This window comes from Mycobacterium sp. ML4, assembly GCF_054515735.1.
In genome coordinates this window covers 319,703-343,690 of sequence record NZ_JBTNSY010000001.1, presented here as the reverse complement: position 1 = coordinate 343,690, position 23,988 = coordinate 319,703, and the positions used below count along the sequence as shown (strand labels likewise).

Here is a 23,988-nt window from a genome sequence, read left to right as displayed (position 1 = left end):
CGGCCCATTGTGTCCGGTCTAGACGTCGTAGGTGACCCCGGTGAGCTCTTCAGACACCGTCCACAACCGGCGCTGCAGGTCGACGTCGTGCGATTGTGCGCTGGAGGCAACAAGTTTCGGGTAGCCCCGGACTTCCTGGAAACCGTCGGGTCCGTAGTACTGGCCGCCCTGCACGGCGGGGTCGGTGGCGGCCCGCAGCGTCGGCAGGGCGCCCAGCTGCGCCGGCTGGAACATCGGCTTGCCCAGTCGCGCGATCAGCGTCGGCAAGTGCCGGGTCAGTTCGGTGTCTGAACCACCCGGGTGCGCTGCCACTGCGATCGTGGTGCCGTGCGGGGCCAGCCGGCGCTGCAACTCGTACGTGAACAGCAGGTTGGCGAGCTTGGATTGCCCGTACGCGCCGACCCGGCTGTAGCTGCGCTCCCACTGCAGGTCGTCGAAATGGATCGCGGCACGGATGCGGTGTCCGATGCTGCTGACCACGACGACACGCGACCCCGGCACGGGCAACAGTCGGTCCAGCAGCAGCCCGGTCAATGCGAAGTGACCCAGATGGTTGGTGCCGAACTGCATCTCGAAACCGTCCGCGGTGGTCGACTTCGGCGGGTACATGACGCCCGCGTTGTTGATCAGTAGATCGATGCGGTGGTGATCGGACCGCAGTTGCGCCGCGGCAGCCCGCACGGACGCCAGTGAGCCGAGGTCGAGCTCTTGTAGCTGCACGTCAGCCGTGGGCGCTGCGGCCGTGATGCGGGACACGGCCTCTTTACCCTTCTCCAGGTTGCGTACCGCCAGTACGACGCGGGCACCGTGGGCAGCGAGTGCTGCTGCCGTCTCGAAGCCGAGGCCGGTGTTGGCGCCGGTGACCACGGCCGTTCGGCCGCTCTGGTCGGGAATGTCGGTGGTGGTCCATTTCGTCATCAGGAACTCCTCTTTGAGCAGTTGGCTCTGCGGTCCGGGCGACGAAGTGTGAGTTGCCGCCACCTTCTGCGCAGGATCATCGCGTAAGGTCTTCGTTAAGCGGGGCGAGCGCTCCGCTTGCAACTAATATACGGAACGGACGCCCCGTTTTGTCAACCGTTAGGGTCAGGGAGGTCTGACATGGCGACCACCGAACGGCCGGTACGGGCCGACGCGGCCCGCAACCGGGCGCGGGTGCTGGACGTCGCCTATGAGACCTTCGCCGCCGAGGGCCTGTCGGTTCCGATCGATGAGATTGCCCGGCGCGCGGGCGTGGGCGCGGGCACGGTGTACCGGCATTTTCCGACCAAGGACGCACTGTTTCAGGCGGTAATCGCCGACCGCATGCACCATCTCATGGACGAGGGACGCGCGCTGCTGGAATCCGAAGATCCCGGCCAGGCGTTGTTCACGTTCCTGCGCTCGATGGTGCTGCAGTGGGGCGCCGCCGACCGGGGGCTGGTCGAGGCTCTGGCCGGCATCGGGATCGACATCGATACCGCAGTCCCCCAGGCCGAGCAGGACTTTTTGGGCATACTGGCCGAACTGCTGCGCGCAGCCCAGCAGGCCGGCACCGTCCGACGGGATGTTGGCGTGGCCGAAGTGAAGACGCTGCTCGTCGGGTGTCAGGCGATGCAGGGATATAACGCCAGCCTCGCCGAGCGGGTGACCGATGTCGCGCTGGACGGCCTTCGACAGAGCTGATCATCATGTTGTCGCAATTGGGAATCACCCTGCCGGTGCCGGCCGCGCCGATGGCCGACGGCCCCACCTCCCCGGCGATGGTGATCGCCGCAGGCCGCGCGGGTAGCCTGTGACCGGCCTGAGCAGCGCTTCTGCCGGCCGCCGCTGGCAATTGTCTTGTTCTCGGCCGCCGGCTCTCAGCTTGTCCCGGCAGCAGCAACCCCGACGCCGCGCTGACGGGGTATCTGTTGAGATAGAGGAGCGGCGATACTGGTAGCCGTTACTACGCGGAGCCCCTCATTAGCTGAGCGACACTGACGCCGGGAGAGAACGCATGAGCGACGAGCAGCCGACCATCATCTACACGCTGACCGACGAGGCGCCCCTGCTGGCGACCTACGCATTTCTGCCGATCGTGCGAGCCTTCGCGGAGCCGGCGGGCATTCGGATCAAGACCAGCGACATCTCGGTGGCGGCCCGCATCCTGGCCCAGTTCCCCGACTATCTCGACGAGGATCAGCGCGTTCCCGACAACCTGGGTGAACTGGGCAAGCTGACCCAGGACCCGGACACCAACATCATCAAGCTGCCCAACATCAGCGCCTCGGTGCCACAACTCGTATCGGCCATCAAGGAGCTACAGAGCAAGGGCTACAGGATCCCCGACTTCCCGGAGAATCCGAAGACCGACGAGGAAAAGGAGATCCGCCTGCGCTACGCCAATTGCCTTGGCAGCGCGGTGAACCCGGTGCTACGGGAAGGGAACTCCGACCGTCGTGCCCCGAAAGCCGTCAAAGAATATGCGCGCAAGCACCCGCACAGCATGGGCGAGTGGTCGATGGCGTCGCGCACCCACGTCGCAACCATGAAGCACGGCGACTTCTATCACGGCGAGAAGTCGATGACGCTGGACCGTGCGCGCAACGTCAAGATGGTGCTGGAGACCAAGCGCGGGGAAACCCTCGAGCTCAAGCCGAAGGTCGAGCTGCTCGAAGGCGACGTCATCGACAGCATGTTCATGAGCAAGAAGGCTCTGCTGGACTTCTACGAAGAGCAGATGGAGGACGCGCGCAAGACCGGCGTGATGTTCTCGCTGCACGTCAAGGCGACGATGATGAAGGTCAGCCACCCGATCGTGTTCGGGCACGCGGTGCGCGTGTTCTACAAGGACGCCTTCGAAAAGCACCAGAAGCTGTTCGACGAGCTGGGCGTCAATGTCAACAACGGACTGGTCGACCTCTACAACAAGATCGAGTCGCTGCCCGCCTCACAGCACGACGAGATCATCCGTGACCTGCACGCCTGCCACGAGCACCGGCCCGAGCTCGCGATGGTCGACTCGGCCAAGGGCATCTCCAACTTCCACTCGCCCAGCGACGTCATCGTGGACGCGTCCATGCCCGCGATGATCCGGGCCGGCGGCAAGATGTACGGCGCTGACGGGCGACCCAAAGACACCAAGGCCGTCAACCCGGAGTCCACTTTCTCCCGCATCTACCAGGAGATCATCAACTTCTGTAAGACCAACGGCCAGTTCGACCCGACGACGATGGGCACCGTCCCCAATGTCGGGCTGATGGCACAGCAGGCCGAGGAATACGGCTCGCACGACAAGACGTTCGAGATCCCCGAGGCCGGCGTCGCCAACATCGTGGACATCGACACCGGCGAGGTGCTGCTCAGCCAGAACGTCGAAGAAGGCGATATCTGGCGCATGCCGATCGTCCGGGACGAACCGATTCGCGACTGGGTCAAGCTGGCCGTCAACCGGGCGCGCAACTCCGGGATGCCGGTGCTGTTCTGGCTCGACCCGTACCGGCCGCACGAGAACGAACTGATCAAGAAGGTCAAGACGTATCTGAAAGATCACGACACCGAGGGACTCGACATCCAGATCATGTCCCAGGTGCGTTCCATGCGGTACACGCTGGAGCGCCTGGTCCGCGGGCTGGACACCATTGCCGCCACCGGCAACATCCTTCGCGACTACCTGACCGACCTGTTCCCGATCCTGGAGCTCGGTACCAGCGCCAAGATGCTCTCGATCGTGCCGCTGATGGCCGGCGGCGGAATGTACGAAACCGGAGCCGGGGGTTCGGCGCCCAAGCACGTCCACCAGCTGGTGGAGGAGAACCACCTGCGCTGGGACTCTCTCGGTGAATTCCTTGCTCTCGGTGCGTGTTTCGAGGATATCGGCATCAAGACCGGTAACGAGCGAGCCAAGATTCTGGGCAAGACCCTGGATGCCGCGATTGGAAAGCTGCTGGAAAACGACAGGAGTCCGTCCCGCAAGACAGGCGAGCTGGACAACCGGGGCAGCCAGTTCTACCTCGCTCTGTACTGGGCGCAGGAACTCGCGGCGCAGGATGATGACGAGGGGCTGAAGAAGCATTTCGCCGCGCTCGCCGACGCGCTGGCGAACAGCGAGGACACCATCGTCAGCGAGATGAACGCGGTACAGGGCAAGGAGGCCGACATCGGCGGCTACTTCTACCCGGACCCCGAAAAGACCGCGGCGGTGATGCGGCCCAGCAAGACGTTCAACGACGCGCTGGCAGACATCCGGGACTGACTCACGGTCCGCAATCCCGCCGGACCGTCCTCTCGCGTTGAGCCGCAACGGGTTCACCGCTCGTTCACGGCAAGGTCATTGAACCCGGGACACCTTTTCAGTGCTGACCGGCCGTGTCGATGCCGCCCGCCGGGTGCATATTCTCCGAGCTTGACTGAGGATATCTACATATGTGAGGATTTATTCAAATCATAGTCAATTGTGTCCGCTGGCACCTCGAGAGAACGGAGTCCGATCATGGTCGACCCGAAAGTCGTTCTGATCACCGGCACGTCTTCGGAGCGCGGCCTCGGCCTTGCCACAGCTCGCCAACTGGCGTCCCGCGGACACGTGGTTTACGCCACGGTTCGCACCAACACTACGGCCGTGGCGGCCGTCCCCGATGCCGGGGAAGGCAGAGTCGTCGTGAAAACACTTGACCTGCTTGACCGGCCTGCCATGGCCCCACTGCTCACCGACATCATTTCAGCCGAAGGCCGGATCGACGCCATCATCAACAACGCCGGCTACGGCGTGATCGGCGGTGTAGAACAGGTCGACTTGGACATTGCGAGAACAAGTTTCGAAACAAACATGTGGGGAACCATGAGCCTCGTCCAGGAGGCGATGCCGTTGCTTCGACGCCAAGGCTACGGCCACCTGCTGCTGGTGTCGTCGTGCTTCACTGCAGGTCTTCCGGCCATGGCGATGGGCTACTATCTGGCTGCGAAGGCGGCGCTCGAGACGCTGTTCTACAGTTTGGCCGTCGAGGCGGCACCCTTCGGAATCAAGGTGACGTGCTATCAGCCCGGCCCCATCATGACGGATCTGCGACGAGTCTGGGGATCGCGCGTACCACCCGGCGGTGATCCGCGGCCGCGGCTTTCCGACGAGTTCTACCAGTACGTGACTACGGACGCGCCAGCGCCGCAGCAACCCGAGGAAGCGGCGACTGCGTTGGCCGACCTCATCACCGACAACCCGCCACTGGCAGCCGCCTCCGGTGCGGCTTCCCGCGCCTACGTGGCGCAGGCATTGCGCGATCCGACGCGGTCTGTCGAGCTGATGCGACTCATTGCCGCAACCACGCCCAGCATGGCAAGCTGACCGGCTGAGTCACCGTGGCAAAGCGCGTGTTTGCAGACGGTCTGCTGTTCGTCGTGGGCGCCGCGATTGCTGTCGCGGTGCTGCTGCCCGCACGAGGTGTCGCCGAGATCGTCGTCAACGAGTTGACGCGCGCAGCGATCGGCGCACTGTTCCTCCTCTACGGAACGCGGGTTTCCGGAGGCGAAGCACGCCGGGCCCTCACGCGGTGGCGGCTGCACACCCTGATTCTGTCGTGCACCTTTGTCATATTCCCGATGATCGGGGTGCTGGCGCGGCCGCTGATGCTGTCGCTGGTCCCGCCCACGCTGTACACCGGCTTGCTGTTCTTATGCGTGGTCCCTTCCACAACGTTGTCGTCGATCGCGTTCACCTCGATCTCGCGAGGTAGCGTCACTGACGCCGTGATCGGTGCTTCGGCGTCAAATTTGTTGGGAATCATCCTGACTCCGACTTTGGTCCTGCTGCTGCTGCACGGCACCGGACACGTCCCGATGGACCTTGCCGTTGCCAAAGACATCTCGCTTCAGCTGTTATTGCCCTTCCTCTTGGGCGTGCTGCTTCAGCCCCTGATCGGGTCCTGGCTCAGTCGGCACTCCAGGCAGATGAAGCCACTCGAGCGTGCGGCGCTGGGTCTTGTGGTGTACACGGGGTTCATCACAGGTGTCGGCGAGCATAAAGCGACCGTGTCGGTGTGGCACATCGGTGTGATGATCCTGTGCTGCATGGGCTTGTTCACGGTGATGCTCGGCACGACGGTGGTTCTCGGCGCACTCGCCCGGTTGACCCGTGAAGAGCGAATCACGCTGCTGTTCTGCGGAACTCAGAAGAGCATCGCGACTGGATTGCCGATAGCGCTGGTGATGTTTCACGGGCAGCACATCGGACTGCTTCTGCTTCCGCTGTTCGTCTACTACCAAGTCCAGCTCATCGCCGGCAGCCGGCACGCCGCTCGCTACTCCTCGCGGCGCAACAACGACTGCGCAGCCGTTCAGGGGTGTGGCCCCAGATACTGATCCCCTGGTACGTCCCGAACAGGCGAGGCTACCGGAGAGCTGCGGGGCCATTTGCGTCCACGAGGTCGATGCCGTGGGCGTGATGCGAAATCGCCTTGGACCTGACGGCCGAGTCGTCAGTGCACGATGACGCCTCGAATGTTCTTGCCGTCCCGTAGGTCCTGATAACCCTGGTTCACGTCTTCAAGGCGGTACTTGGCCGTCACGAGTTCGTCGAGCTTGAGGTGTCCGGCGTCGTAGAGGCGCAGCAAGCGGACGATGTCGTACTGCGGGTTGGCGGAACCGAACAGGGAGCCCCGGATGGTCTTCTCCGCGAGGACGAGCGTCCCTCCGGAGACGTGGATGGTCGCCTTCGCGGGATCGGCGAGACCCACCACGACGACGGTGCCGCCCTTTCCGACGGCGTCGAACGCCGCCGAGATCACGTCTTCGTCGACGGTGCCGACCGTGACGATGGCCTGGTCCGCGCCCTGGCCCCAGGACAGCTCGATGATCTTCTCGGCAGCCTCAGCCGCCGTTTCGAAGGCGTGAGTTGCACCGAACTTCAGCGCGGCATCGCGTTTGAACGCGACCGGGTCGATCACCACGACGTACTTGGCTCCGGCGTGCACCGCGCCCTGGACGGCATTGATGCCGATGCCACCGACGCCGTAGATCGCGGTGATGTCGCCAGGGCGGACATTGCCCGCGTAGGTGGCGCTACCCCACCCCGTCGGCACGCCGCACCCGACCAGCACCGCGGTTTCCAGCGGCAACCAGTCGTCGATCTTGACCACCGAATGTTGCGAGATGGTGGCCTTCTTCGCGAAGGTGCCGAGCAGACACATCGCACCGAAATCGGTCCCGCCCCTGTGAAACCGGAAGGATCCGTCCGGCATGCAGCCTTCGAGGATGGTCGCACCCATGTCGCACAGACTCTGCCGGCCGGTCGAGCAGTAGCGGCAGTGGCCGCAGCTGGGAATGAAGCTGCAGACCACATGGTCGCCGGGCTTCACCTTCGTCACGCCCGGCCCGACGTCCTCGATGACTCCGGCCCCCTCGTGGCCGCCGACGATCGGAAAGCGCGGTGGCAGGTCACCGTCGGTGAGGTGCAGGTCGGAGTGACACAACCCGGCCGCGGTGTAATTGATCAGGACTTCACCCTCCCTGGGGCCATCCAGGTCGAGTTCCGTCAGTTCGAATGGCCGGCCCGCTTCCACGAGGACCGCCGCTGTTGTCTTCATCGGTCGACGGTAACGCGCGGAATGCCTGGTTGGCGATGCCGCGGGCGGGCTTAGCGAGTCGGTGGTGTAGGACACTGGTATGGCCCTGTTTGATATCTCCGAGCGTGCCCAGCAGTACCAGTCGGACCTGCTCGACTTCATGGATTCGCACGTCTACCCGTCCGAAGCCGTCTACGACGAGCAGATGCGGGCAGCGGGCGACCCGCACTTCCACCCGCCGATCCTGGAGGACCTCAAGGCCGAGGCACGAAAGCGCGGTCTGTGGAACCTGTTTCACCCGCACCCCGAGTGGGGCCCGGGGCTGACCAATCTCGAGTACGCGCCACTGGCCGAGATCATGGGCCGCAGCCACCTCGCCTCCGAGGCGTGCAACTGCAGTGCCCCGGACACCGGCAACATGGAGGTGCTGACGTTGTTCGGCACCGACGAGCACAAGGAGCGCTACCTCAGGCCGCTCCTGGACGGCAAGATCCGCTCGGCGTTCGCGATGACCGAGCCGGCGGTCGCCAGCTCGGATGCCACCAATGTCGAGATGTCCATGGTCCGCGACGGTGACGACTACCTTCTGAACGGGCGAAAGTGGTTCGCCTCCAACGGAATGCACCGCAACTGCAAGGTGCTGATCGTGATGGGCAAGACCGACCCGAACGCGGCACCGCACCGCCAGCAGTCGATGATGGTCGTGCCGATCGACGCGGCGGGCATCACGGTACGGCGCAATCTGCCGGTCTTCGGCTACCAGGACCGCGAGGGCCACGCGGAAATCGACTTCGAGGACGTACGGGTTCCGTCGAAGGACGTGCTCAAGGGCGAGGGCGAGGGCTTCGCGATCAGTCAGGCCCGGCTGGGCCCGGGCCGTATTCACCACTGCATGCGCGCCATCGGCATGGCCGAACGGGCCCTGGAACTGCTCTGCAGGCGCGCCGAATCCCGCATCGCCTTCGGCAAGCCGATCAGCGCGAACGCCAACATCCGCGACTGGATCGCCGAGTCCCGCATCGACATCGAGATGATCCGGCTCCTCACCATGAAAGCCGCCTACCTGATGGACACGGTCGGCAACAAGGAAGCCAGAACCGAAATCGCGGCCATCAAGGTCGCCGCTCCGAACATCGCGCTGAAGATCGTCGACCGCGCCATCCAGGTGCACGGCGGCGGCGGTGTCACCGACGACTTCCCCCTGGCGATGGCGTGGGCGCACCTGCGCACCTTGCGGCTCGCCGACGGTCCCGACGAGGTGCACAAGCGGTCCATCGCCAGTCAGGAGCTACGTAAGTACCGGGCACCGAAGTGACGGTGGTCGGCCTCGACCCCGACAAGGTGGCACGTTGGCTCACCGAGCTCGGCATCGAGTTCGAGTCACCGTTGCAGTTTCAGCGGATCGGGCTCGGGCAGTCGAATCTGACGTACCGGGTCAGCGACGCGGCGGGCCGCGCCTGGGTGTTGCGCCGCCCACCCCTGGGACATCTGCTGGCCTCGGCGCACGACGTGCTGCGGGAAGCGCGGATCATCGCGGCATTGGCGGACACTCCGGTGCCGGTGCCTCGAATTCTGGCCACTACAACGGATTCAGAGTTCTGTGATGTGCCGCTGGTGCTGATGGAGTTCGTCGACGGGTTGGTGGTCGACACCATGGCGGTCGCGGAGGCCCTGTCGCCGCGGCAACGTCGTCAGATCGCCGTCGACCTGCCGCGCACTCTGGCCAAGATCCACGCTGTCGACCTCGACGAGGTGGGGCTGGCAGACCTGGCCAGCCACAAGCCGTATGCGCAGCGTCAGCTCAAACGGTGGGCAGGCCAATGGGAACTGTCGAAAACCCGGGAGCTCCCCCAACTTGACGACCTCACCCGCCGGCTCGCCGCCGCTGCGCCGGAGCAGCGCGAAGTCAGTCTGGTGCACGGCGACTTTCATCTGCGCAATCTGATCACCTCACCGGAAACCGGTGCGATTGTGGCGACGCTGGACTGGGAGTTGTCCACCCTGGGCGATCCGCTGGCCGACATGGGCAGCCTGCTCACCTACTGGGCCGAGCCGGGCGAGGCAGTCAGCGGCGACTATGCGCCGTCGACGCTGCAAGGGTTCCCCGACCGGGCGGAGATGACCCGCCTCTATCTGGACGAGACGGGCCGCGATGCTGCCGCGTTGCAGTACTGGCATGTGCTCGGTCTGTGGAAGCTGGCGATCATCGCCGAAGGGGTGATGCGCCGGGCGATGGACGAGCCGCAGAACAAGGCGCCGGCCGGAACTCCCGTCGTCACCTGGATCGACGCCCGAGTGCAGAAGGCCCGCGAAATCGCAGACGCGGCGGGGATTTAACGCGTTACCACTTCGCGGTGGCCGGCATCGAGCCGCCGGGTCCACCCACGGGCATCGAGATGTTCCAGCAGTGGTATCGCCACTCGCCTTGTGGTGTTGAGCGCTTGACGCGCCTGGCTCGTGGTGAAGGGCTGATCGAGCGTGGCCAACGTGCGCATCGCGAGCGCGGGCGCATTCGGTAGCAGCACCACGCCGTCACGCAAACGCAGCAACCGCCCGGCGCGCTCGGCGGCGGCCAATTCGCGGTTGCCGAGTTTGAGCGCCTGCAGTTCGTATGCTTCAGGCGCCCGGAAGGGCGCCGACCGTAGGCTGCCCTCCAATTCGCTCACCGCTGCCTCGGCGTCGCCGAGGCGGGTCTCGGTGCCGGGTAGCCTCAGGTGGCCCGCCCGTTGTTCGAGACCGGCATCACGCGCGACGGCATCGAGCAGGGCTTCGTTGGGCAGCGCCAGCAGGTCACGGGCGGCGCCACGAGATATGCCTTCTGACAGCTGATCTCGCGTCGCCAACTCCTCCACGGCGGTGCGCAGCCGCTGCTGCCACGTCTGGTAAGTCGGGCCATACACCCACCAACCGTCGAGAACCCGGACTTGTGCCGGCACCGGGTGGGTCACCAGCCCCAGCCGACGCAGATGGACTTCTTGTACCGCGCCCCGCCGAGCGACCTCGGCTCCGATATCACCACCGGCCGCCAACCCGGACAGTTCGGCAGCCCGTCGCGCACTGTCGCCTCGCCGCCTAAGTGCGGGGGGATCGGCATCGAGCACCTGGGCCCCGCCCAGGACTCGCGCACTGCCCGGATCGCGCAACACCAACCGGTCGCCGAGCACCAGGGGCAGGCGGCGGTCGAGGGTGAGCCGGCCGTGGTCGTCGTCGAAGGGTCTCAGCCGGGTCGGCACGGCTGCGGTGCCGACGTGCGCGACGAGGTGTCCAGGCGCTTCGCTCCACAGGCCACCCGACGTCCGTCGCACATCCGCCGTTCGGGTGCTCGGCCACGCGCCGGGACTGAGCAGCGCGTCGCCGCGGCGGACGGCTTCCCGAGGGGTGCCGCGGAGGTTCAGCGCCACCCGTGCCACCGGCCCCAACACCGGGTAAGACGCGCCGCAGCTCTGTAAGCCGCGGATCGCCACCGAGCGGGCCCGCGAGGCGCCAACGAGGTCCAGCCGGTCACCGACTGCCAGCGTGCCGGCGGACAACGTTCCGGTCACCACGGTGCCCGCACCGGTGATCGTGAAGGAGCGGTCTATCCACAGCCGCAACCGGTCGCTCGCGTCCGGTGCCGGCACCGTTGCCAGCACGGCGTCGAGGGCGGTGCGCAACTCGGCCAGGCCGGTGCCCTCGACCGCCGACACGATCACCCCCGGCGCACCGCGCAAGCCGGTCTCCGCCAACTCAGCCCGGGCTTGCGCGAGTACCTCTGCACCCCGTGCGGGCGCCCGGTCGGCGCGGGTGATCACGATGAGGCCATGCCGAATGCCAAGTGCCGCAACGGCATTGCGATGATCGTCGGACTGCGCCTGCCAACCCTCGTCGGCGGCGACGACGAAGCACACCACCGGCGCCGGGCCCAGGCCGGCCAGTGTGTTGCCCAGGAAGCGGTGGTGGCCGGGCACGTCGACGAAGGCGAGCTTGCGGCCCGATGGCAGGGTCGTCCAGGCGAAGCCCAGGTCGATGGTCAGACCGCGGCGGCGCTCTTCCTCCCAGCGGTCGGGCTCCATTCCGGTGAGGGCGTTGATCAGCGTGCTCTTGCCGTGGTCGACGTGCCCGGCGGTCGCAACTACGTGTGTGCTCAGGGTTGAGCTCCCAGCACCGCGCGTACCGCCGCCAGCAGCCGGTCGTCGTCGGCCTCGGCGACACAGCGCAGGTCCAGCAGGCAGGCCCCGTCGTGCACCCGCGGTAGCACTGCGGGCTTGCCGGACCGCAGCGGTGCGGCAACAGACTCGGGCAGGCGGACCGCCCAGCCCGCAAGCGATACCCCCGGGGCGCCCCCGCCGCCGACGCGACCGTCGTGTGGGACCACGGTGGCGCCTACTGCCTCGGCGAGACGCTCTGCGCGGACACGAAGCCGGCCGGGATTGGCGTGCAGGGCTTCGGAGACCGGCGAAGCACCCGCACGCACCGTGGCCTCGAGCGCGGCCAGCGTGAGTTTGTCGGCTCGAACGGCCCGGGCCAGCGGATGGGTCGCCAAGCGCGTGACGACTTCGGAGCGGCCCAGGACGATGCCGGCCTGGGGTCCGCCGAGCAACTTGTCGCCGCTGGCGATGACGATGTCGGCGCCCTCGGTGAGGGCGGTGGCGGCGTCGGGCTCTTCGGGCAGCAGCGGATCCGGATTGAGCAAACCGCTGCCCAGGTCGGCGATCAGCGGGATGTGTTGGTCCCTGGTCAGTAGGTGCAGGTCGGCGAGGGACGCGGCGGCGGTGAAACCCGTCACCCGGAAGTTGCTCTGGTGCACTTTGAGTACACAGCCGGTTTCCGGACCGATCGCCGTCTGGTAGTCCCTCAGATGGGTGCGGTTGGTGGTGCCGACTTCGCGCAGTCGCGCGCCGGTCGAAGCAATCAGGTCGGGCAACCGGAATCCGGCGCCGATCTCGATCAGCTCACCGCGGCTCACCACAACCTCGGCACCGGCCGCCAACGCGGTAGTCGCGAGCACCAACGCGGCGGCTCCGTTGTTCACGACCACAGCGTCCTGCGCTGCCGGGCAGGCATCCAGCAGCGCCTCGCGGACTTTGACGCCACGTTTGGAGCGGGTGCCGGTGGCGAGGTCCATCTCGACGTCGACGTATCCGCTGGCGGTCAGTAAAGCCTCGACCGCGCCCGCGGCCAGCGGAGCACGGCCTAGGTTGGTGTGCACGACGACGCCGGTAGCGTTGAGTACGGGGGTCAGTGAGGTGGTCGCCTGGGTGGCCAATGCCGTCTCGAGGGCCTCGGGTACCCGGTCGGGCGCCAGCTCGCCCCGGCGCGCCCGCTGCTGAACGTCGCTGATCAACGCGCGAATGACCTTGTCGCCCAAGCGGTTTCGCTGTTGTTGCACAGCCGGCAGGGCCAGCAACTGATCCGTGCGCGGAATCATTCGGCGCGGGTCGACCTGCGTCACGTGACCTCTCTTGGTGGGCCTTCACTCTTGAAGCAAAAGCGGAGGCGGACGGGAATCGAACCCGCCAGACCGAGATGCTCGATCTCACCGGTTTTGAAGACCGGGGGGACCACCAGGAACCCAAACGCCTCCACGGACAAACCTAAACGACGTGATGGCAGGCTGCGGCCTCCTGACCGCGAACCGCTTAGGCTATGCCGCCGGCACCGCCAAGCCCGAAGAGGGTTCCGTTGTTTCCGAAGATCCCGCCCTTGCCGCCCGAGCCGCCGGTACCGCCGGTAGGCGCGCCGCCGGCGGTACCGGCAACGCCGGCTTTGCCGACACCGCCCGGTTGCCCGGCTTTGCCGTCGCCGGTCGTGCCGCCGGCACCGCCGTTACCGGCACTGCCGCCTGCAGAGCCGTTGCCCCCGAAACCGCCCGTACCGCCAAGCCCAGTGGCGTTACCGCCGGCACCGCCATTACCGACGGTGCTCGTGCCGCCGCCGTTGCCGCCGCCGAACCTGCCGCCGTTGCCGCCCTGACCGCCGTTGCCGGCGACGGCTCCCGTGCCGCCGTTTCCGCCCACACCGCCGGTGCCGCCGGTTCCGTTGAGCCCTCCGTTGCCGCCGTTGCCGGCAGTGCCGCCCGCGGTGGCGTTGTTACCACCGGCCCCGCCGGCACCAGCTGTCGCGGTGCCGACCGGAGAGTTGGACCCGCCATTTCCACCAAGGCCGCCATTGCCGCCCTTGCCCGAGACGGAGTTTCCACCGGTTCCGCCGGCTCCGCCGGTCCCGGCATTGCCGCCGTTGCCACCGTTTGCGCCGTCGCCGCTGAGCGCTCCGGTGCCGACGGCACCCCTACCGCCGGCGCCACCGAAACCGCCGTTACCGCCGAGGCCGCCGACCCCGCCGTTACCCGCAGCACCACTGACCGCGTCGCCGCCGGTGCCGCCGGCTCCCCCGGTACCGCCCGAAGCCGCGTTGCCGCCGGCGCTGCTGGTGCCGGCAGTCAGTCCGGTGCCGCCCTGAGCGCCGGAACCACCGCGGCTGATGATTCCATCAGAGCTGCCGCCGTTTCCGCCGGCACCGCCCACGCCTCCGTTACCGGATCCCAGCGCCGCGCCGCCCTGACCGCCGGCGCCCCCGCTGCCGGCAGTGGGGTTGACGCCGGAACCCCCGTTACCGGCCGTGCCGGCGTTGCCGCCCTTGCCGGTACTGCTGCTGTCACCGGCGCCGGCGTTTCCTCCGTTGCCATTTGCGCCTCCGGCGCCGCCTTTGCCGCCGGTGCCGCCGTTGCCCGAGCCCGTGCCTGCTCCGCCCTTACCGCCAATGCCACCGGCCCCGCCGTCGCCGCCGTTGCCGGCATTGCCGCCGTTGGCGCCGGTGCCGGTGTTGCTGAAGCTGAAGCCGTTGCCGCCGACCCCCCCGTTGGCTCCGGCGCCGCCGACGCCGCCGTTGCCGCCGTTGCCCGACGTTGTTCCGCCCGAACCGCCGTCGCCGCCGTTACCTCCGGATCCACCCGCGCCGGCGTTCGTACCGTTCACGCTGCCGCTGGTACCAGCGACGCCGTTCGAGCCGGCCGAGCCGTTGCCGCCGTTTCCGCCATTACCGCCGTTGCCGACCGCCGCGGCGGTGCCTCCCTGCCCGCCGTTGCCACCGTTTCCACCGTTACCGAAGTTGGCAGTGCCGCCGTTGCCGCCGTTGCCGCCGGTGCCGCCGGCATTGCTGCTGTCACCGGTCCCGCCTTGACCGCCGGTGCCGCCGGTGCCGGCGGTGCCACCCTTGCCGGCGGTCCCGCCCTGGCCGCCCGTACCACCGGTGCCGGCCGCGCTCTGGTTTGCCGCGGCGCCTTGTCCGCCGTTACCGCCGGTACCACCGTTGAATCCGGTACCGCCGGTCCCGCCCTGTCCGCCAGCGCCTCCGTTGCCGGCAGTGCCGCCAGCGCCGGCGCCACCGCCATCGCCGCCGCTCCCACCCTGGCCGCCGGCGCTGCTATTGCCGCTACCACCGCGGCCCCCCGTGCCGCCGTTGCCGCCGGCGGTGCCGGCACCGTTGCCCGAACTGCCGTGACCGCCCCAGCCACCAGTTCCTGCACTGCCGCCCTTACCGGCGCTGCCGCCCTGGCCACCAGTGCCACCCTGACCGCCGTTGTCGCCCGACCCGGCGGTGCCGCCGTCGCCACCGTTACCGCCGCTGCCGCCCGCGAATCCGGAGCTGCCCTGACCGCCGCCGCCGCCGGTTCCGCCGGTTCCGGCGGTGGCGCCGCCGCCGCCGCTGGTACCGCCCTGACCGCCGGTACCCCCGGTCCCGCCGGCCGCGCCGTTGCCCGTGGCACCCGCTCCGCCGGTACCGCCGGTGCCACCGTTGAAGCCGGCGTCACCGGTTCCTCCCTGACCGCCCGTACCGCCAGTGCCCGCGGTGCCGCCGGGACCCGCTTGACCCCCCTGACCACCGGCGCCACCTTTGCCGCCGGCACTCCCGATACCGGCGCCGCCCTGACCGCCGTTGCCACCGCCGCCGCCCGCAAAGCCGCTGGCAGCGCCGCCGCCCTGACCGCCGGCGCCGCCATTACCGGCTCCGAGTCCACTGCCTCCGTCACCGCCAAGGCCGCCAACCCCGCCGGCGCTAGCGTTGCCGAACGCACCTCGGCCGCCAGTTCCGCCGTTGCCGCCGCCGCCTGTGGTGCCGCCGGAGATACCTGCGCCACCGCTGCCACCGTGGCCACCGGCGCCCGCGGCGCCGAGCGTGCCCCCGGTGCCCACCGCACCGGCGGCCCCGCCGTCACCGCCGGCGCCACCGCCACCCCCGCCACCGGCCTTGGTCGCACTCGAACCACCCTGCCCCCCGTGACCGCCCGCGGCCCCGGCCCCACCACTGCCGCTGACCCCACCGGCACCCCCGGCGCTACCGCCGCCACCACCGCTGCCACCGGCACCACCGGCCCCACCCGTATCACCACTGCCGGCCGCACCCGCAGCCCCACCACCGGCCTTCCCCCCAGCACCACCGTCACCACCAGCACCCACCACACCGCTGCCGGCCACCCCACCGGAACCCGCAGCCCCACCATCACCACCACGACCACCACCGCCACCACTACCCCCAGCCGCACCCGAAGCGGCCCCCGGATCATTGGCCGCGTCATACCCCGCACCGCCCGCGCCGCCAACACCGCCAACACCGCCAATACCGCCACTGCCGTTGCTGCCGCCGCCGGTCGCGCCACCGCCCTTACCGCCGGTGCCTCCGGCACCGCCGTTGAACCCCTGCCCTCCGGGCCCAGCGCCGACGTCACCGGCGCCGCCATTGCCGCCGGCACCACCGTTACCGCCCGCGCCCGCATGGCCTGCGGATCCGCTCATTCCAAAGAACCCGCCGGATCCACCGGCGCCGCCCAGTCCCGCATCACCGCCCGCTCCGGCGTTACCACCGTTCCCGCCGTCAGTGCCGAAGCCCACACCGCTTCCACCCATACCGCCGTCACCGCCCAGACCGCCTTTGCCGCCGGCCCCGCCCGCGCCAGCGGAGCTGAACGGCCCGAAGCTGCTGCCCCCTGCCCCGCCAGTTCCACCCGATCCGCCGGCGAATCCCTGGGTACCGGCCCCGCCCAACGCTCCACCACCTGCTGCCCCTGCCGCGCCCGCATCACCGGCGCCCCCACTACCGCCGGCACCGCCGGCACCGGCCGCCCAACCGAGCAGAGCACGGTCAGCACCACCGACACCGCCGGCGCCGCCATTGCCGCCGGCGACGCCGTATCCCACACCCGTTGCGCCGAGGCCTCCGGCACCACCGACGCCACCATTGCCACCCAACAGCCCGCCAGCCCCGCCGCGACCACCGGTACCGCCGGTTGCGCCGCTCCCGGCAAAGGCCGTCCCGCCGGCGCCGCCCGCGCCACCGTGACCGACCAAGCCGGCGGCACCACCGGGGCCACCAACGCCACCGGCAGGGTTGGCGGCGGTTCCGGCCACACCAGTCGCACCGTCGCCGCCACTGCCCCACAAGATTCCGCCCGCGCCCCCGGCCTGTCCGGTTCCCGGCAGCCCATCAGCCCCGTCGCCGATCAACGGGCGACCGAACAGAAAATTGGTGGGACCGTTGATCACACCCAAAATGTCTCGCTCGATTGCCTGCAGCGGCGACACACTGGCGGCTTCGGTCCGCCCATACGCTTGGGCACCTAACGTCAACGCCCGCGCGAATTGCTCATGGAAAGCCACGGCTTGCGCATTCAGCGACTGATACTCCCGGGCGTAATTGCCAAACAACTTCGAGATCGCGGCCGACACTTCGTCCTGAGCCGCCGCGGCCACTTGGGTTGTGGAACCCGCCGCCGCGGCGCTCGCGTTCGCGACGGCCCAGCCAATGTTGCTCAGATCCGCTGCCGCACTGGCCAGAGCCTCCGGAATTACGATCAACGACGACATCCGGGACTCCGATCAACGCGGGCGACCGACTGTGTGATTTGCGCAGTCAGTTCGGAAACTTTACGCGTGCCGAGTAAAGATGCACATCCTATTGACCGGGATAGTTCGGTCGTTGAGCGGACGACTTTTGTTCGCAATGTCCGGTTGACGCAAAGTTTTATCGCAATTGAATACAAGGCTGGGGTTGACCTCGGCGTCCGTCGCGTCAGCCTCGTAGGCTCATGACCCATGATGCGGCTCACCGGCTACGCGCACGGGGGCGGCTGTGCCTGCAAAATCCCACCGGGCGAACTCGAGGACGCAGTGCGAGGGCTGACGGGCCAGTCGGGGGAGAACGTGCTGGTGGGCCTTGACGACGGCGACGACGCCGCCGCTGTCCTGGTCGGCGAATTCGCCGTCCTGTCCACTGCGGACTTCTTCACCCCGGTCGTCGACGACGCCTATGACTGGGGACGCATCGCCGCCGCCAATGCGCTGTCTGACATCTACGCGATGGGCGGGCGTCCGGTGGTCGCGATCAACCTGGTCGGTTGGCCCCGGGGCGTGCTGCCACTGGAGCTGATGACGGAGGTGCTGCGGGGTGGATTAGCGGTGGCATCGGAAGCCGACTGTCCGGTGATCGGCGGGCACTCCATCGACGACCCCGAACCGAAGTACGGCATGGCCGTGACCGGAGTGGCTGACCCGGCACGGTTACTGCGCAACGACGCCGCCAAACCGGACCTGCCGCTGACCCTCACCAAACCGCTCGGCCTCGGCCTGCTCAACAACCGCCACAAACAGACGGGTGAGGTGTTCCCGGAAGCCATCGACGTCATGACCCGGCTGAACCGCGGCGCTGGGGCAAAGGCGCTCGCAGCGGGTGCCAAAGCAGCGACCGACGTCACCGGCTTCGGCCTGCTCGGCCACCTACACAAGATGTGCCGGGCCTCGGGCGTGGGGGCAGTGATCGACCGTGCCGCGGTGCCGGTGATCGAGGCGGCACGACAGTCACTGGCGGACGGGTTCGTCTCAGGCGGCACCCGGCGCAATCTCGACTGGGTGCGACCTCACCTCGAAATCACAAGCGGGGTAACTGAAGAGGACCTGCTGCTGCTGGCCGACGCCCAGACCTCCGGCGGCCTGCTCGTGGTCGGGGAGCTACCCGGTTATCCCGTCATCGGCCACACGGTGGCCGGTCACGCGATCGAAATACGTTAACCCGCAGTGGTGATCGAGTCGTCGGTCAGCCCCGCGGCACGCCGTGCGGCCAATCGTCGCTTCTGCGGCTCGATCGTGTAGCGCGGATCTCGCGCGGATTCCTTGCCCGCCTCGAAGAAACCGAACCTCAGCATTGCCGACGCCGTCAGCAGTGTCAGGCCGGACAGGACAGCGACATCGCGGCGACCCCCGCCGAGCAATGCGCCCAGACCGCCTGCGGCGGCCAGTATCTCGCTCCATTGCAGTAACTTGCCGGGCCTGCCACGGTGCAGCGGTTCTCTGGTCACCGGGTCCATTCGAAATTCGGTGATCCTGGCCGAGATCAGGTCACTGACCGCACCCATGACCGCCAGCTTGCGCGCGGGCCCGGCCTCCGACACCGGCGTGGTGATCATCGCCAGCCCCGACGCGGCCAGGCTAGCCGAGCTGACGAACACGAACGGCAGGTCTTTATACGCGGCGTTCCAGGTCGGAGTCGCGGTGTCGCACAACAACACCGCGGTATACACCGCCAGCGGCGGCGCGAACAGCGCAGCCTCCAAACCGGCCGGTCCCTCCAGGGCGCGCAGTATGGGCCGCAACGGACCGAGCGGGATTCGCTCGCCGGTCATCCGGTCGACCTCGGATGCCGCGGCAACGCCGATACCCGCACTGAAAAAGCTGAGGATCCACGAGCCGATGCTCATCGGCGAGGTCAGCTTGACGGTACGCAACATATTGACGAATCGCTCCGGCCGGCCCAGGTCCTTGACCAAGGCGACCGCTCCCAGCATGACGGCAAGCAGGGCGGCAATTCTTGTGTTGCGGCGCAACAGGTTACGCCCGGTCAGCTGGGCTCCGGCGGCCAGCAGGCCGGAGCCACCCGCCACGCCACCCAGGAACAGGTAAGCACCGACCTCGTGTCCCCAGGGCGCCGGCTTGACGACGGGACGTCCGTAGTAGGAGGAGAACTGCGCGTCCGGCACCATCAGCGACTCGTCACGGCGGCGCTTGCCGTCGCCCCGCCGGCGCTTGCCGCCGGCAGGCGGCCGCAGGCTGTCGTACTCCGACGTGCTCATCGGGATCGCCGAAAGGCCAGCGCCCCTGCGGCGAACATCCCGGCGGCTGCCACCCCGGCCCGTCTGAACATCTGCATCAGGTCGGCGGTCGGCACCCTCGGGTCGGGCGGCAGCCCGTACACCTCCGGCTCGTCGAGGAGCAGGAAGACCGAACCGGTGCCGCCGACACCGTCGTTGTCGTTGACGCCGTACAGGCGGGCTTCGGTCAGGCCGCGGGCGTGCAGCTCGGCGACTCGTTCGCGGGCCCGCGCGACCAGATCGGCGTGGTCGCCGAACTTGATCGACGTGGTCGGGCAGGTCTGGGCGCAGGCCGGTGTCTGGTCCTCGAGAAGCCGGTCGTAGCAGAGGGTGCATTTCTGTGCCACGCCGGTGACGAACTCGTGCTCCGGCCGCTCGGAGCGTTTTGCCGGGGTCGCGTAGGTGCCGTCGCTGCGGCGTTCGACGACGCCGAACGGGCACCCGGCCACGCAGGTGCCGCAACCGTTGCAGACGTCATCCTGCACGACGACGGTGCCGAACTCGGTGCGGAACAGCGCACCCGTCGGGCACACGTCGAGACAGCCCGCGTGGGTGCAGTGCTTGCAGACATCCGAGGCCATCAGCCAGCGGAATTCCGGCGTATCGGGCGGACTGGTGTCTATGGTTCTGGGGGCACCGGGCGCCGACGGCATGCCCAGATTCACCAGAGCACGCCCGGATTCCCGGGCCTGTTCGATGCGGTCGCGGTCCTGCTCGATGAAGGCGACATGGCGCCAGGTACTGGCGCCCAGTTGCCCGGTGTTGTCGTAGGACGAGCCGAGAATTTCCAGGTCGCCGTCGCGCGGGTTGCGGTTCCACTCCTTGCAGGCCACCTCGCACGCCTTGCAACCGATGCAGATGGACGTGTCGGTGAAAAACCCCTTGCGCGGCTTGGGATCCGGCCACCCCGCGTCCTCGGCCGGATCGCTCGATTCGACCAGCTGCGACATCAGCCCTCCCGTGGCGGAATCGGTGGTTCGGACGTCGTCGTTAATCGGACGTCTGTCGTCAATCGGACGTTGTCCGTCTCGACGGTTACCCCCGCACGCGACTGGTACTCCTCGATGAGGCGCAGCAGCGCTTCACCCTGCGGCCGACGGCCCGGGCGGATGTCACACGACCCGGCCTTGGACTCCTGAATCTGCACGTTCGGGTCCAACACCACCCCGAGCAGGTCGTTGGCCGCATCGCCGCTCACCACGGCGTCGCTGCCCACACCCCAGTGGTAGGGCAGCCCGATCTGGTGGATCGTGTGCCCGCCGATCACCAGCGGCCGCATTCGCTCGGTGACCAGGACCCTGGCCTCGATCGCCGCCCGCGGGGAGACGATCGTCGCCCACCCGTAGGGTTCGAGGCCGCGTTCGGCGGCCAGCTCCGGCGACACCTCGCAGAACATCTCCGGCTGCAGCTCGGCCAGGTACGGCAGCCAGCGGCTCATCCCGCCGGCGGTGTGATGTTCGGTGAGCCGGTAAGTGGTGAACACGTACGGATAGACGTCCCCGCCGGGGTCACCGGCGCTGGGTGCCCACAGGTTGTCCTTGCGCGGGAACATGATTCGCGACGGGTTCTGCTGCTGCGGGTACAGCGCGTTGGCCACCGGCGATTCCTGCGGCTCGTAGTGCGTGGGCAGCGGACCGTCGACGAGACCCTTGGGCGCGAACAACCAAGCCTTGCCGTCGGCCTGCATGATGAACGGGTCGTCGCCCGCCAACCCGTCCGGTCCGCCCACATCGGGATCCGGCCGGACGTGCGGGGCGAGGTCGACGGGGAAGTCGGGCACGTCATCCCCGGTCCAGCGCTGCTGCTGCGCGTCCCACCAGATGTAGCGCTTGCGCTCGCTCCACGGCTTGCCGTCCGGGTCGGCCGAGGCGCGGTTGTACAGGATGCGGCGGTCGGCGGGCCAGGCCCAGCCCCATTCCGACTGACTCGGGCTGGGGCCGCCGAGGGGCACTCGGCGCGCGGCCTGATTGACACCGTCGCCATACACGCCCGAGTAGATCCAGCAGCCACAGGATGTCGATCCGTCCGCCCTCAGTTCGGTGTAACCCGGTACCGGCTGACCCGCCTTGGGCCCGGTCAGATAGCGGCCACTGATCTCGGCCAACACCGCGGTGGGGTCCGGTTCGCCATGCTCGTCGGTGGGATAGTCCCACGTCAGATCCAACAGCGGACGATCGCGCTCATCGGTGGAGCCGGCCAGGCGTTGCCTGATGCGCTTGCCCAACTCGACGAAGAACTGCAATTCGCTCTGACAGTCTCCGGGGGGCTGGACGGCCTGATGCCGCCACTGCACCAGACGTTGGGTCTGGGTGAACGAGCCGGCCTTTTCCACATGGGTGGCCGCCGGGAAGAAGAACACCTCGGTGTCGACCTCTTCGGTCTTGAGCTCGCCGGAGGCGATCTCGGGGCCGTCCTTCCAGAAGGTAGCGGATTCGATCATGTTGAGATCGCGCACGACCAGCCACTTCAGGTGCGACATGCCCATCCGCTGCATCCGGCCGTGGGCCGATCCGACGGCCGGGTTCTGACCGAGCAGGAAGTAGCCGTCGACCTCGTCGTCGAGCATCGACATCACCGTCTGATACGTGCCGTGCGGACCGGACAGCCGCGGCAGGTAGTCATAGGCCCAGTCATTGTCCTCTCGGGCCGCGTCGCCCCACCACGCCTTGAGCAAGCTGATCAGGTAGGCGTCGGCATCGGCCCAGAAGCCCTTCTGGTTCTTCGGGCCGACCGCCTCGATGTACTCCCGGAACGTGTCGTGCACACCGGCCTTCGGCATCGACAGGTAGCCGGGCAACAGGTTGAACAACGTCGGGATGTCGGTGGAGCCCTGGATGGTGGCGTGCCCGCGCAGCGCCATGATGCCGCCGCCGGGTCGCCCGACGTTACCCAGCAGCAGCTGCAAAATCGTTGCGGTGCGGATGAATTGGGCACCGAGGGTGTGCTGGGTCCAGCCCACCGCGTAGGCGAAGCAGGTAGTGCGCTCGCGGCCGGAGTTCTCGGTGATGGCGCGTGCCAGGTAGTCGAAGTCCTCGATGCTGATACCGCACATGTCGCGCACCATCTCGGGGGTGTAGCGCGCGTAGTGCCGCTTGACGATCTGGAACACCGAGCGAGGGTGCTGCAGCGTCTCGTCGCGCTGAACGCGGGCATGCGGCAGCGGCGGGCCACCGCTGCCGTGTACATCGCCCGCGGCGCGGGCCGATGCGCTGGCCCCATGCTCAAGGTCGGCCTCGTCCTCTTCTTGGCCGGCGTACGCCCAGGTGGAGAGGTCGTATTGGCCGGTTTCGGGGTCGAAGCCGGAGAACAGGCCACCCAGATCCTCGCTGTCGCGATAGTTCTCGTTGATCAGTGTCGCCGCGTTGGTATAGGCCAGCACGTACTCCGTGAACCACAGGTCATGGGCGATCACGTAATTGATCAACGCGCCCAGCAGCACCACATCCGAGCCGGCCCGGATCGGGATGTGCCTGTCGGACACCGCCGAGGTGCGGGTGAAGCGAGGGTCGACGTGAATCAACTTGGCGCCGCGGGCTTTAGCCTCTTCCACCCATTGGAATCCCACCGGGTGGCACTCGGCCATGTTGGAGCCCTGGATGACGATGCAGTCCGCGTTGGCCATGTCTTGCAGTGATTGGGTGGCGCCGCCGCGCCCGAAGGAGGTTCCCAGACCGGGAACCGTGGCGGAGTGTCAAATACGGGCCTGGTTCTCGATCTGGATGGCGCCCGCGGCGGTGAAGAGTTTCTTGATGATGTAGTTCTCTTCGTTGTCCAGTGTCGCCCCACCCAGCGCGGCGATCTTCATAGTGCGCCGCAGCGAGTGGCCCTTCTTGTCGATGTCCTGCCAGGCGTGCAGGCGGGCCTCGACGAACCGGTCGGCGACCATGTCGATGGCCCTGTCCAGCTCCAGCGGCTCCCAATCGGTCGCGCGGGGCGCGCGGTAGAGCACTTTGACCTGGCGGCCCGGGGAATTGACCAGCTGCTCGCTGGCTGAACCTTTCGGGCAGAGCCGTCCGCGTGATATCGGCGAGTCCGGGTCGCCCTCGATCTGCACGACCTTCTCGTCCTTGACGTAGACCTTCTGGCCGCAGCCGACCGCGCAGTAGGGGCAGATGCTCTGTACCACCCGGTCGGCCGTCGTGGTGCGCGGGGCGATGGCGCGAGTGCGCTTGGAGGTCACCGCAGGACCGCGACCCAGGGCATCCCCGGATCGCAACTGTCGGACGACGGGCCATTCCAGAAAAAGTCGGGCGAGTCCCATATTTGAAGACTAGTGCGTCATCCCGGGCCCTGCGAGACCGCCGGGACGAGCCGGGCCCGCTGACGCTTTGCCCCCGTTATGATCACGCCATGTCAGCG

General features: G+C 67.8%; 15 protein-coding genes and 1 tRNA gene. 7 read left to right on the top strand and 9 right to left on the bottom strand.

Annotation, left to right across the window (positions count from 1 at the left end; translation table 11 throughout):
• Positions 1-18: 18 nt before the first annotated feature.
• Positions 19-918 (bottom strand): SDR family NAD(P)-dependent oxidoreductase, encoded by a 900-nt coding sequence (locus tag ACX9NE_RS01560; RefSeq protein WP_459363003.1) that lies wholly within the window; start codon positions 916-918, stop codon positions 19-21.
• A 180-nt stretch (positions 919-1,098) separates the two neighbouring features.
• On the opposite strand from ACX9NE_RS01560, the gene ACX9NE_RS01555 reads away from it, so the two are divergent.
• The 4 genes from ACX9NE_RS01555 (at position 1,099) to ACX9NE_RS01540 (ending at position 6,312) form a co-directional block, all read left to right on the top strand.
• Positions 1,099-1,662: a TetR/AcrR family transcriptional regulator gene (locus ACX9NE_RS01555; protein WP_459363002.1), complete on the top strand. Its 564-nt coding sequence runs from the start codon at positions 1,099-1,101 to the stop codon at positions 1,660-1,662.
• 313 nt (positions 1,663-1,975) lie between these two features.
• The gene (locus tag ACX9NE_RS01550) at positions 1,976-4,213 is read left to right on the top strand and encodes an NADP-dependent isocitrate dehydrogenase (protein WP_459363001.1); all 2,238 of its coding nucleotides are present in this window, start codon (positions 1,976-1,978) and stop codon (positions 4,211-4,213) included.
• A 237-nt stretch (positions 4,214-4,450) separates the two neighbouring features.
• The gene (locus tag ACX9NE_RS01545) at positions 4,451-5,299 is read left to right on the top strand and encodes an SDR family NAD(P)-dependent oxidoreductase (protein WP_459363000.1); all 849 of its coding nucleotides are present in this window, start codon (positions 4,451-4,453) and stop codon (positions 5,297-5,299) included.
• Between the two features lie 14 nt (positions 5,300-5,313).
• Positions 5,314-6,312 carry a bile acid:sodium symporter gene (locus tag ACX9NE_RS01540; protein WP_459362999.1) on the top strand — a complete coding sequence of 333 codons (999 nt, stop codon included), beginning with the start codon at positions 5,314-5,316 and terminating at the stop codon, positions 6,310-6,312.
• 116 nt (positions 6,313-6,428) lie between these two features.
• On the opposite strand, the gene ACX9NE_RS01535 is transcribed toward ACX9NE_RS01540, so the two are convergent.
• Positions 6,429-7,535, bottom strand: a complete 1,107-nt coding sequence (locus ACX9NE_RS01535) for an NDMA-dependent alcohol dehydrogenase (protein ID WP_459362998.1) — start codon at positions 7,533-7,535, stop codon at positions 6,429-6,431.
• A 79-nt stretch (positions 7,536-7,614) separates the two neighbouring features.
• On the opposite strand from ACX9NE_RS01535, the gene ACX9NE_RS01530 reads away from it, so the two are divergent.
• Both ACX9NE_RS01530 and ACX9NE_RS01525 read left to right on the top strand, forming a co-directional pair.
• Positions 7,615-8,829, top strand: a complete 1,215-nt coding sequence (locus ACX9NE_RS01530) for an acyl-CoA dehydrogenase family protein (protein ID WP_459362997.1) — start codon at positions 7,615-7,617, stop codon at positions 8,827-8,829.
• Positions 8,826-9,851: a phosphotransferase family protein gene (locus ACX9NE_RS01525; RefSeq protein ID WP_459362996.1), complete on the top strand. Its 1,026-nt coding sequence runs from the start codon at positions 8,826-8,828 to the stop codon at positions 9,849-9,851. The genes ACX9NE_RS01530 and ACX9NE_RS01525 overlap by 4 nt, the downstream gene beginning before the upstream one ends.
• On the opposite strand, the gene selB is transcribed toward ACX9NE_RS01525, so the two are convergent.
• The 4 genes from selB to ACX9NE_RS01505 all read right to left on the bottom strand — a co-directional run bounded on the left by selB (position 9,848) and on the right by ACX9NE_RS01505 (position 17,353).
• Entirely contained in the window at positions 9,848-11,641 is a 1,794-nt protein-coding gene (selB, locus tag ACX9NE_RS01520) for a selenocysteine-specific translation elongation factor (protein WP_459363075.1), read from the bottom strand. The genes ACX9NE_RS01525 and selB overlap by 4 nt on opposite strands.
• Complete coding sequence (gene selA / locus ACX9NE_RS01515; RefSeq protein ID WP_459362995.1) at positions 11,638-12,945, bottom strand: L-seryl-tRNA(Sec) selenium transferase; 1,308 nt, start codon at positions 12,943-12,945, stop codon at positions 11,638-11,640. Before selA ends, selB begins: the two co-directional genes overlap by 4 nt.
• Positions 12,946-12,983: 38 nt before the next feature.
• Positions 12,984-13,077 (bottom strand) — tRNA-Sec (locus ACX9NE_RS01510).
• A gap of 55 nt (positions 13,078-13,132) precedes the next feature.
• Complete coding sequence (locus ACX9NE_RS01505) at positions 13,133-17,353, bottom strand: PE family protein (protein ID WP_459370678.1); 4,221 nt, start codon at positions 17,351-17,353, stop codon at positions 13,133-13,135.
• A 228-nt stretch (positions 17,354-17,581) separates the two neighbouring features.
• Here ACX9NE_RS01505 and selD point away from each other — a divergent pair, with 228 nt between their 5' ends.
• Positions 17,582-18,553, top strand: a complete 972-nt coding sequence (selD, locus tag ACX9NE_RS01500) for a selenide, water dikinase SelD (RefSeq protein ID WP_459360076.1) — start codon at positions 17,582-17,584, stop codon at positions 18,551-18,553.
• Here selD and nrfD read toward each other — a convergent pair.
• Genes nrfD through fdh form a run of 3 tightly spaced genes read right to left on the bottom strand, consistent with a single transcriptional unit; the run spans position 18,550 to position 23,890 of the window.
• Positions 18,550-19,611, bottom strand: a complete 1,062-nt coding sequence (gene nrfD, locus ACX9NE_RS01495) for an NrfD/PsrC family molybdoenzyme membrane anchor subunit (protein WP_459360077.1) — start codon at positions 19,609-19,611, stop codon at positions 18,550-18,552. The two genes, selD and nrfD, sit on opposite strands and share 4 nt — an antisense overlap.
• Positions 19,608-20,579 (bottom strand): 4Fe-4S dicluster domain-containing protein, encoded by a 972-nt coding sequence (locus ACX9NE_RS01490; RefSeq protein ID WP_459360078.1) that lies wholly within the window; start codon positions 20,577-20,579, stop codon positions 19,608-19,610. Before ACX9NE_RS01490 ends, nrfD begins: the two co-directional genes overlap by 4 nt.
• Positions 20,579-23,890: a formate dehydrogenase gene (gene fdh, locus ACX9NE_RS01485; protein ID WP_459360079.1), complete on the bottom strand. Its 3,312-nt coding sequence runs from the start codon at positions 23,888-23,890 to the stop codon at positions 20,579-20,581. Before fdh ends, ACX9NE_RS01490 begins: the two co-directional genes overlap by 1 nt.
• Positions 23,891-23,988 lie beyond the last annotated feature (98 nt).

Bases quoted from the DNA above. Each gene is read 5' to 3' on its own strand.
- ACX9NE_RS01560 (WP_459363003.1), bottom strand. From the start codon at position 918: ATGACGAAATGGACCACCACCGACATTCCCGACCAGAGCGGCCGAACG.
- ACX9NE_RS01530 (WP_459362997.1), top strand. From the start codon at position 7,615: ATGGCCCTGTTTGATATCTCCGAGCGTGCCCAGCAGTACCAGTCGGAC.
- ACX9NE_RS01555 (WP_459363002.1), top strand. From the start codon at position 1,099: ATGGCGACCACCGAACGGCCGGTACGGGCCGACGCGGCCCGCAACCGG.
- nrfD (WP_459360077.1), bottom strand. From the start codon at position 19,611: ATGAGCACGTCGGAGTACGACAGCCTGCGGCCGCCTGCCGGCGGCAAG.
- ACX9NE_RS01535 (WP_459362998.1), bottom strand. From the start codon at position 7,535: ATGAAGACAACAGCGGCGGTCCTCGTGGAAGCGGGCCGGCCATTCGAA.
- ACX9NE_RS01490 (WP_459360078.1), bottom strand. From the start codon at position 20,579: ATGTCGCAGCTGGTCGAATCGAGCGATCCGGCCGAGGACGCGGGGTGG.
- ACX9NE_RS01545 (WP_459363000.1), top strand. From the start codon at position 4,451: ATGGTCGACCCGAAAGTCGTTCTGATCACCGGCACGTCTTCGGAGCGC.
- selD (WP_459360076.1), top strand. From the start codon at position 17,582: ATGATGCGGCTCACCGGCTACGCGCACGGGGGCGGCTGTGCCTGCAAA.
- ACX9NE_RS01550 (WP_459363001.1), top strand. From the start codon at position 1,976: ATGAGCGACGAGCAGCCGACCATCATCTACACGCTGACCGACGAGGCG.
- ACX9NE_RS01505 (WP_459370678.1), bottom strand. From the start codon at position 17,353: ATGTCGTCGTTGATCGTAATTCCGGAGGCTCTGGCCAGTGCGGCAGCG.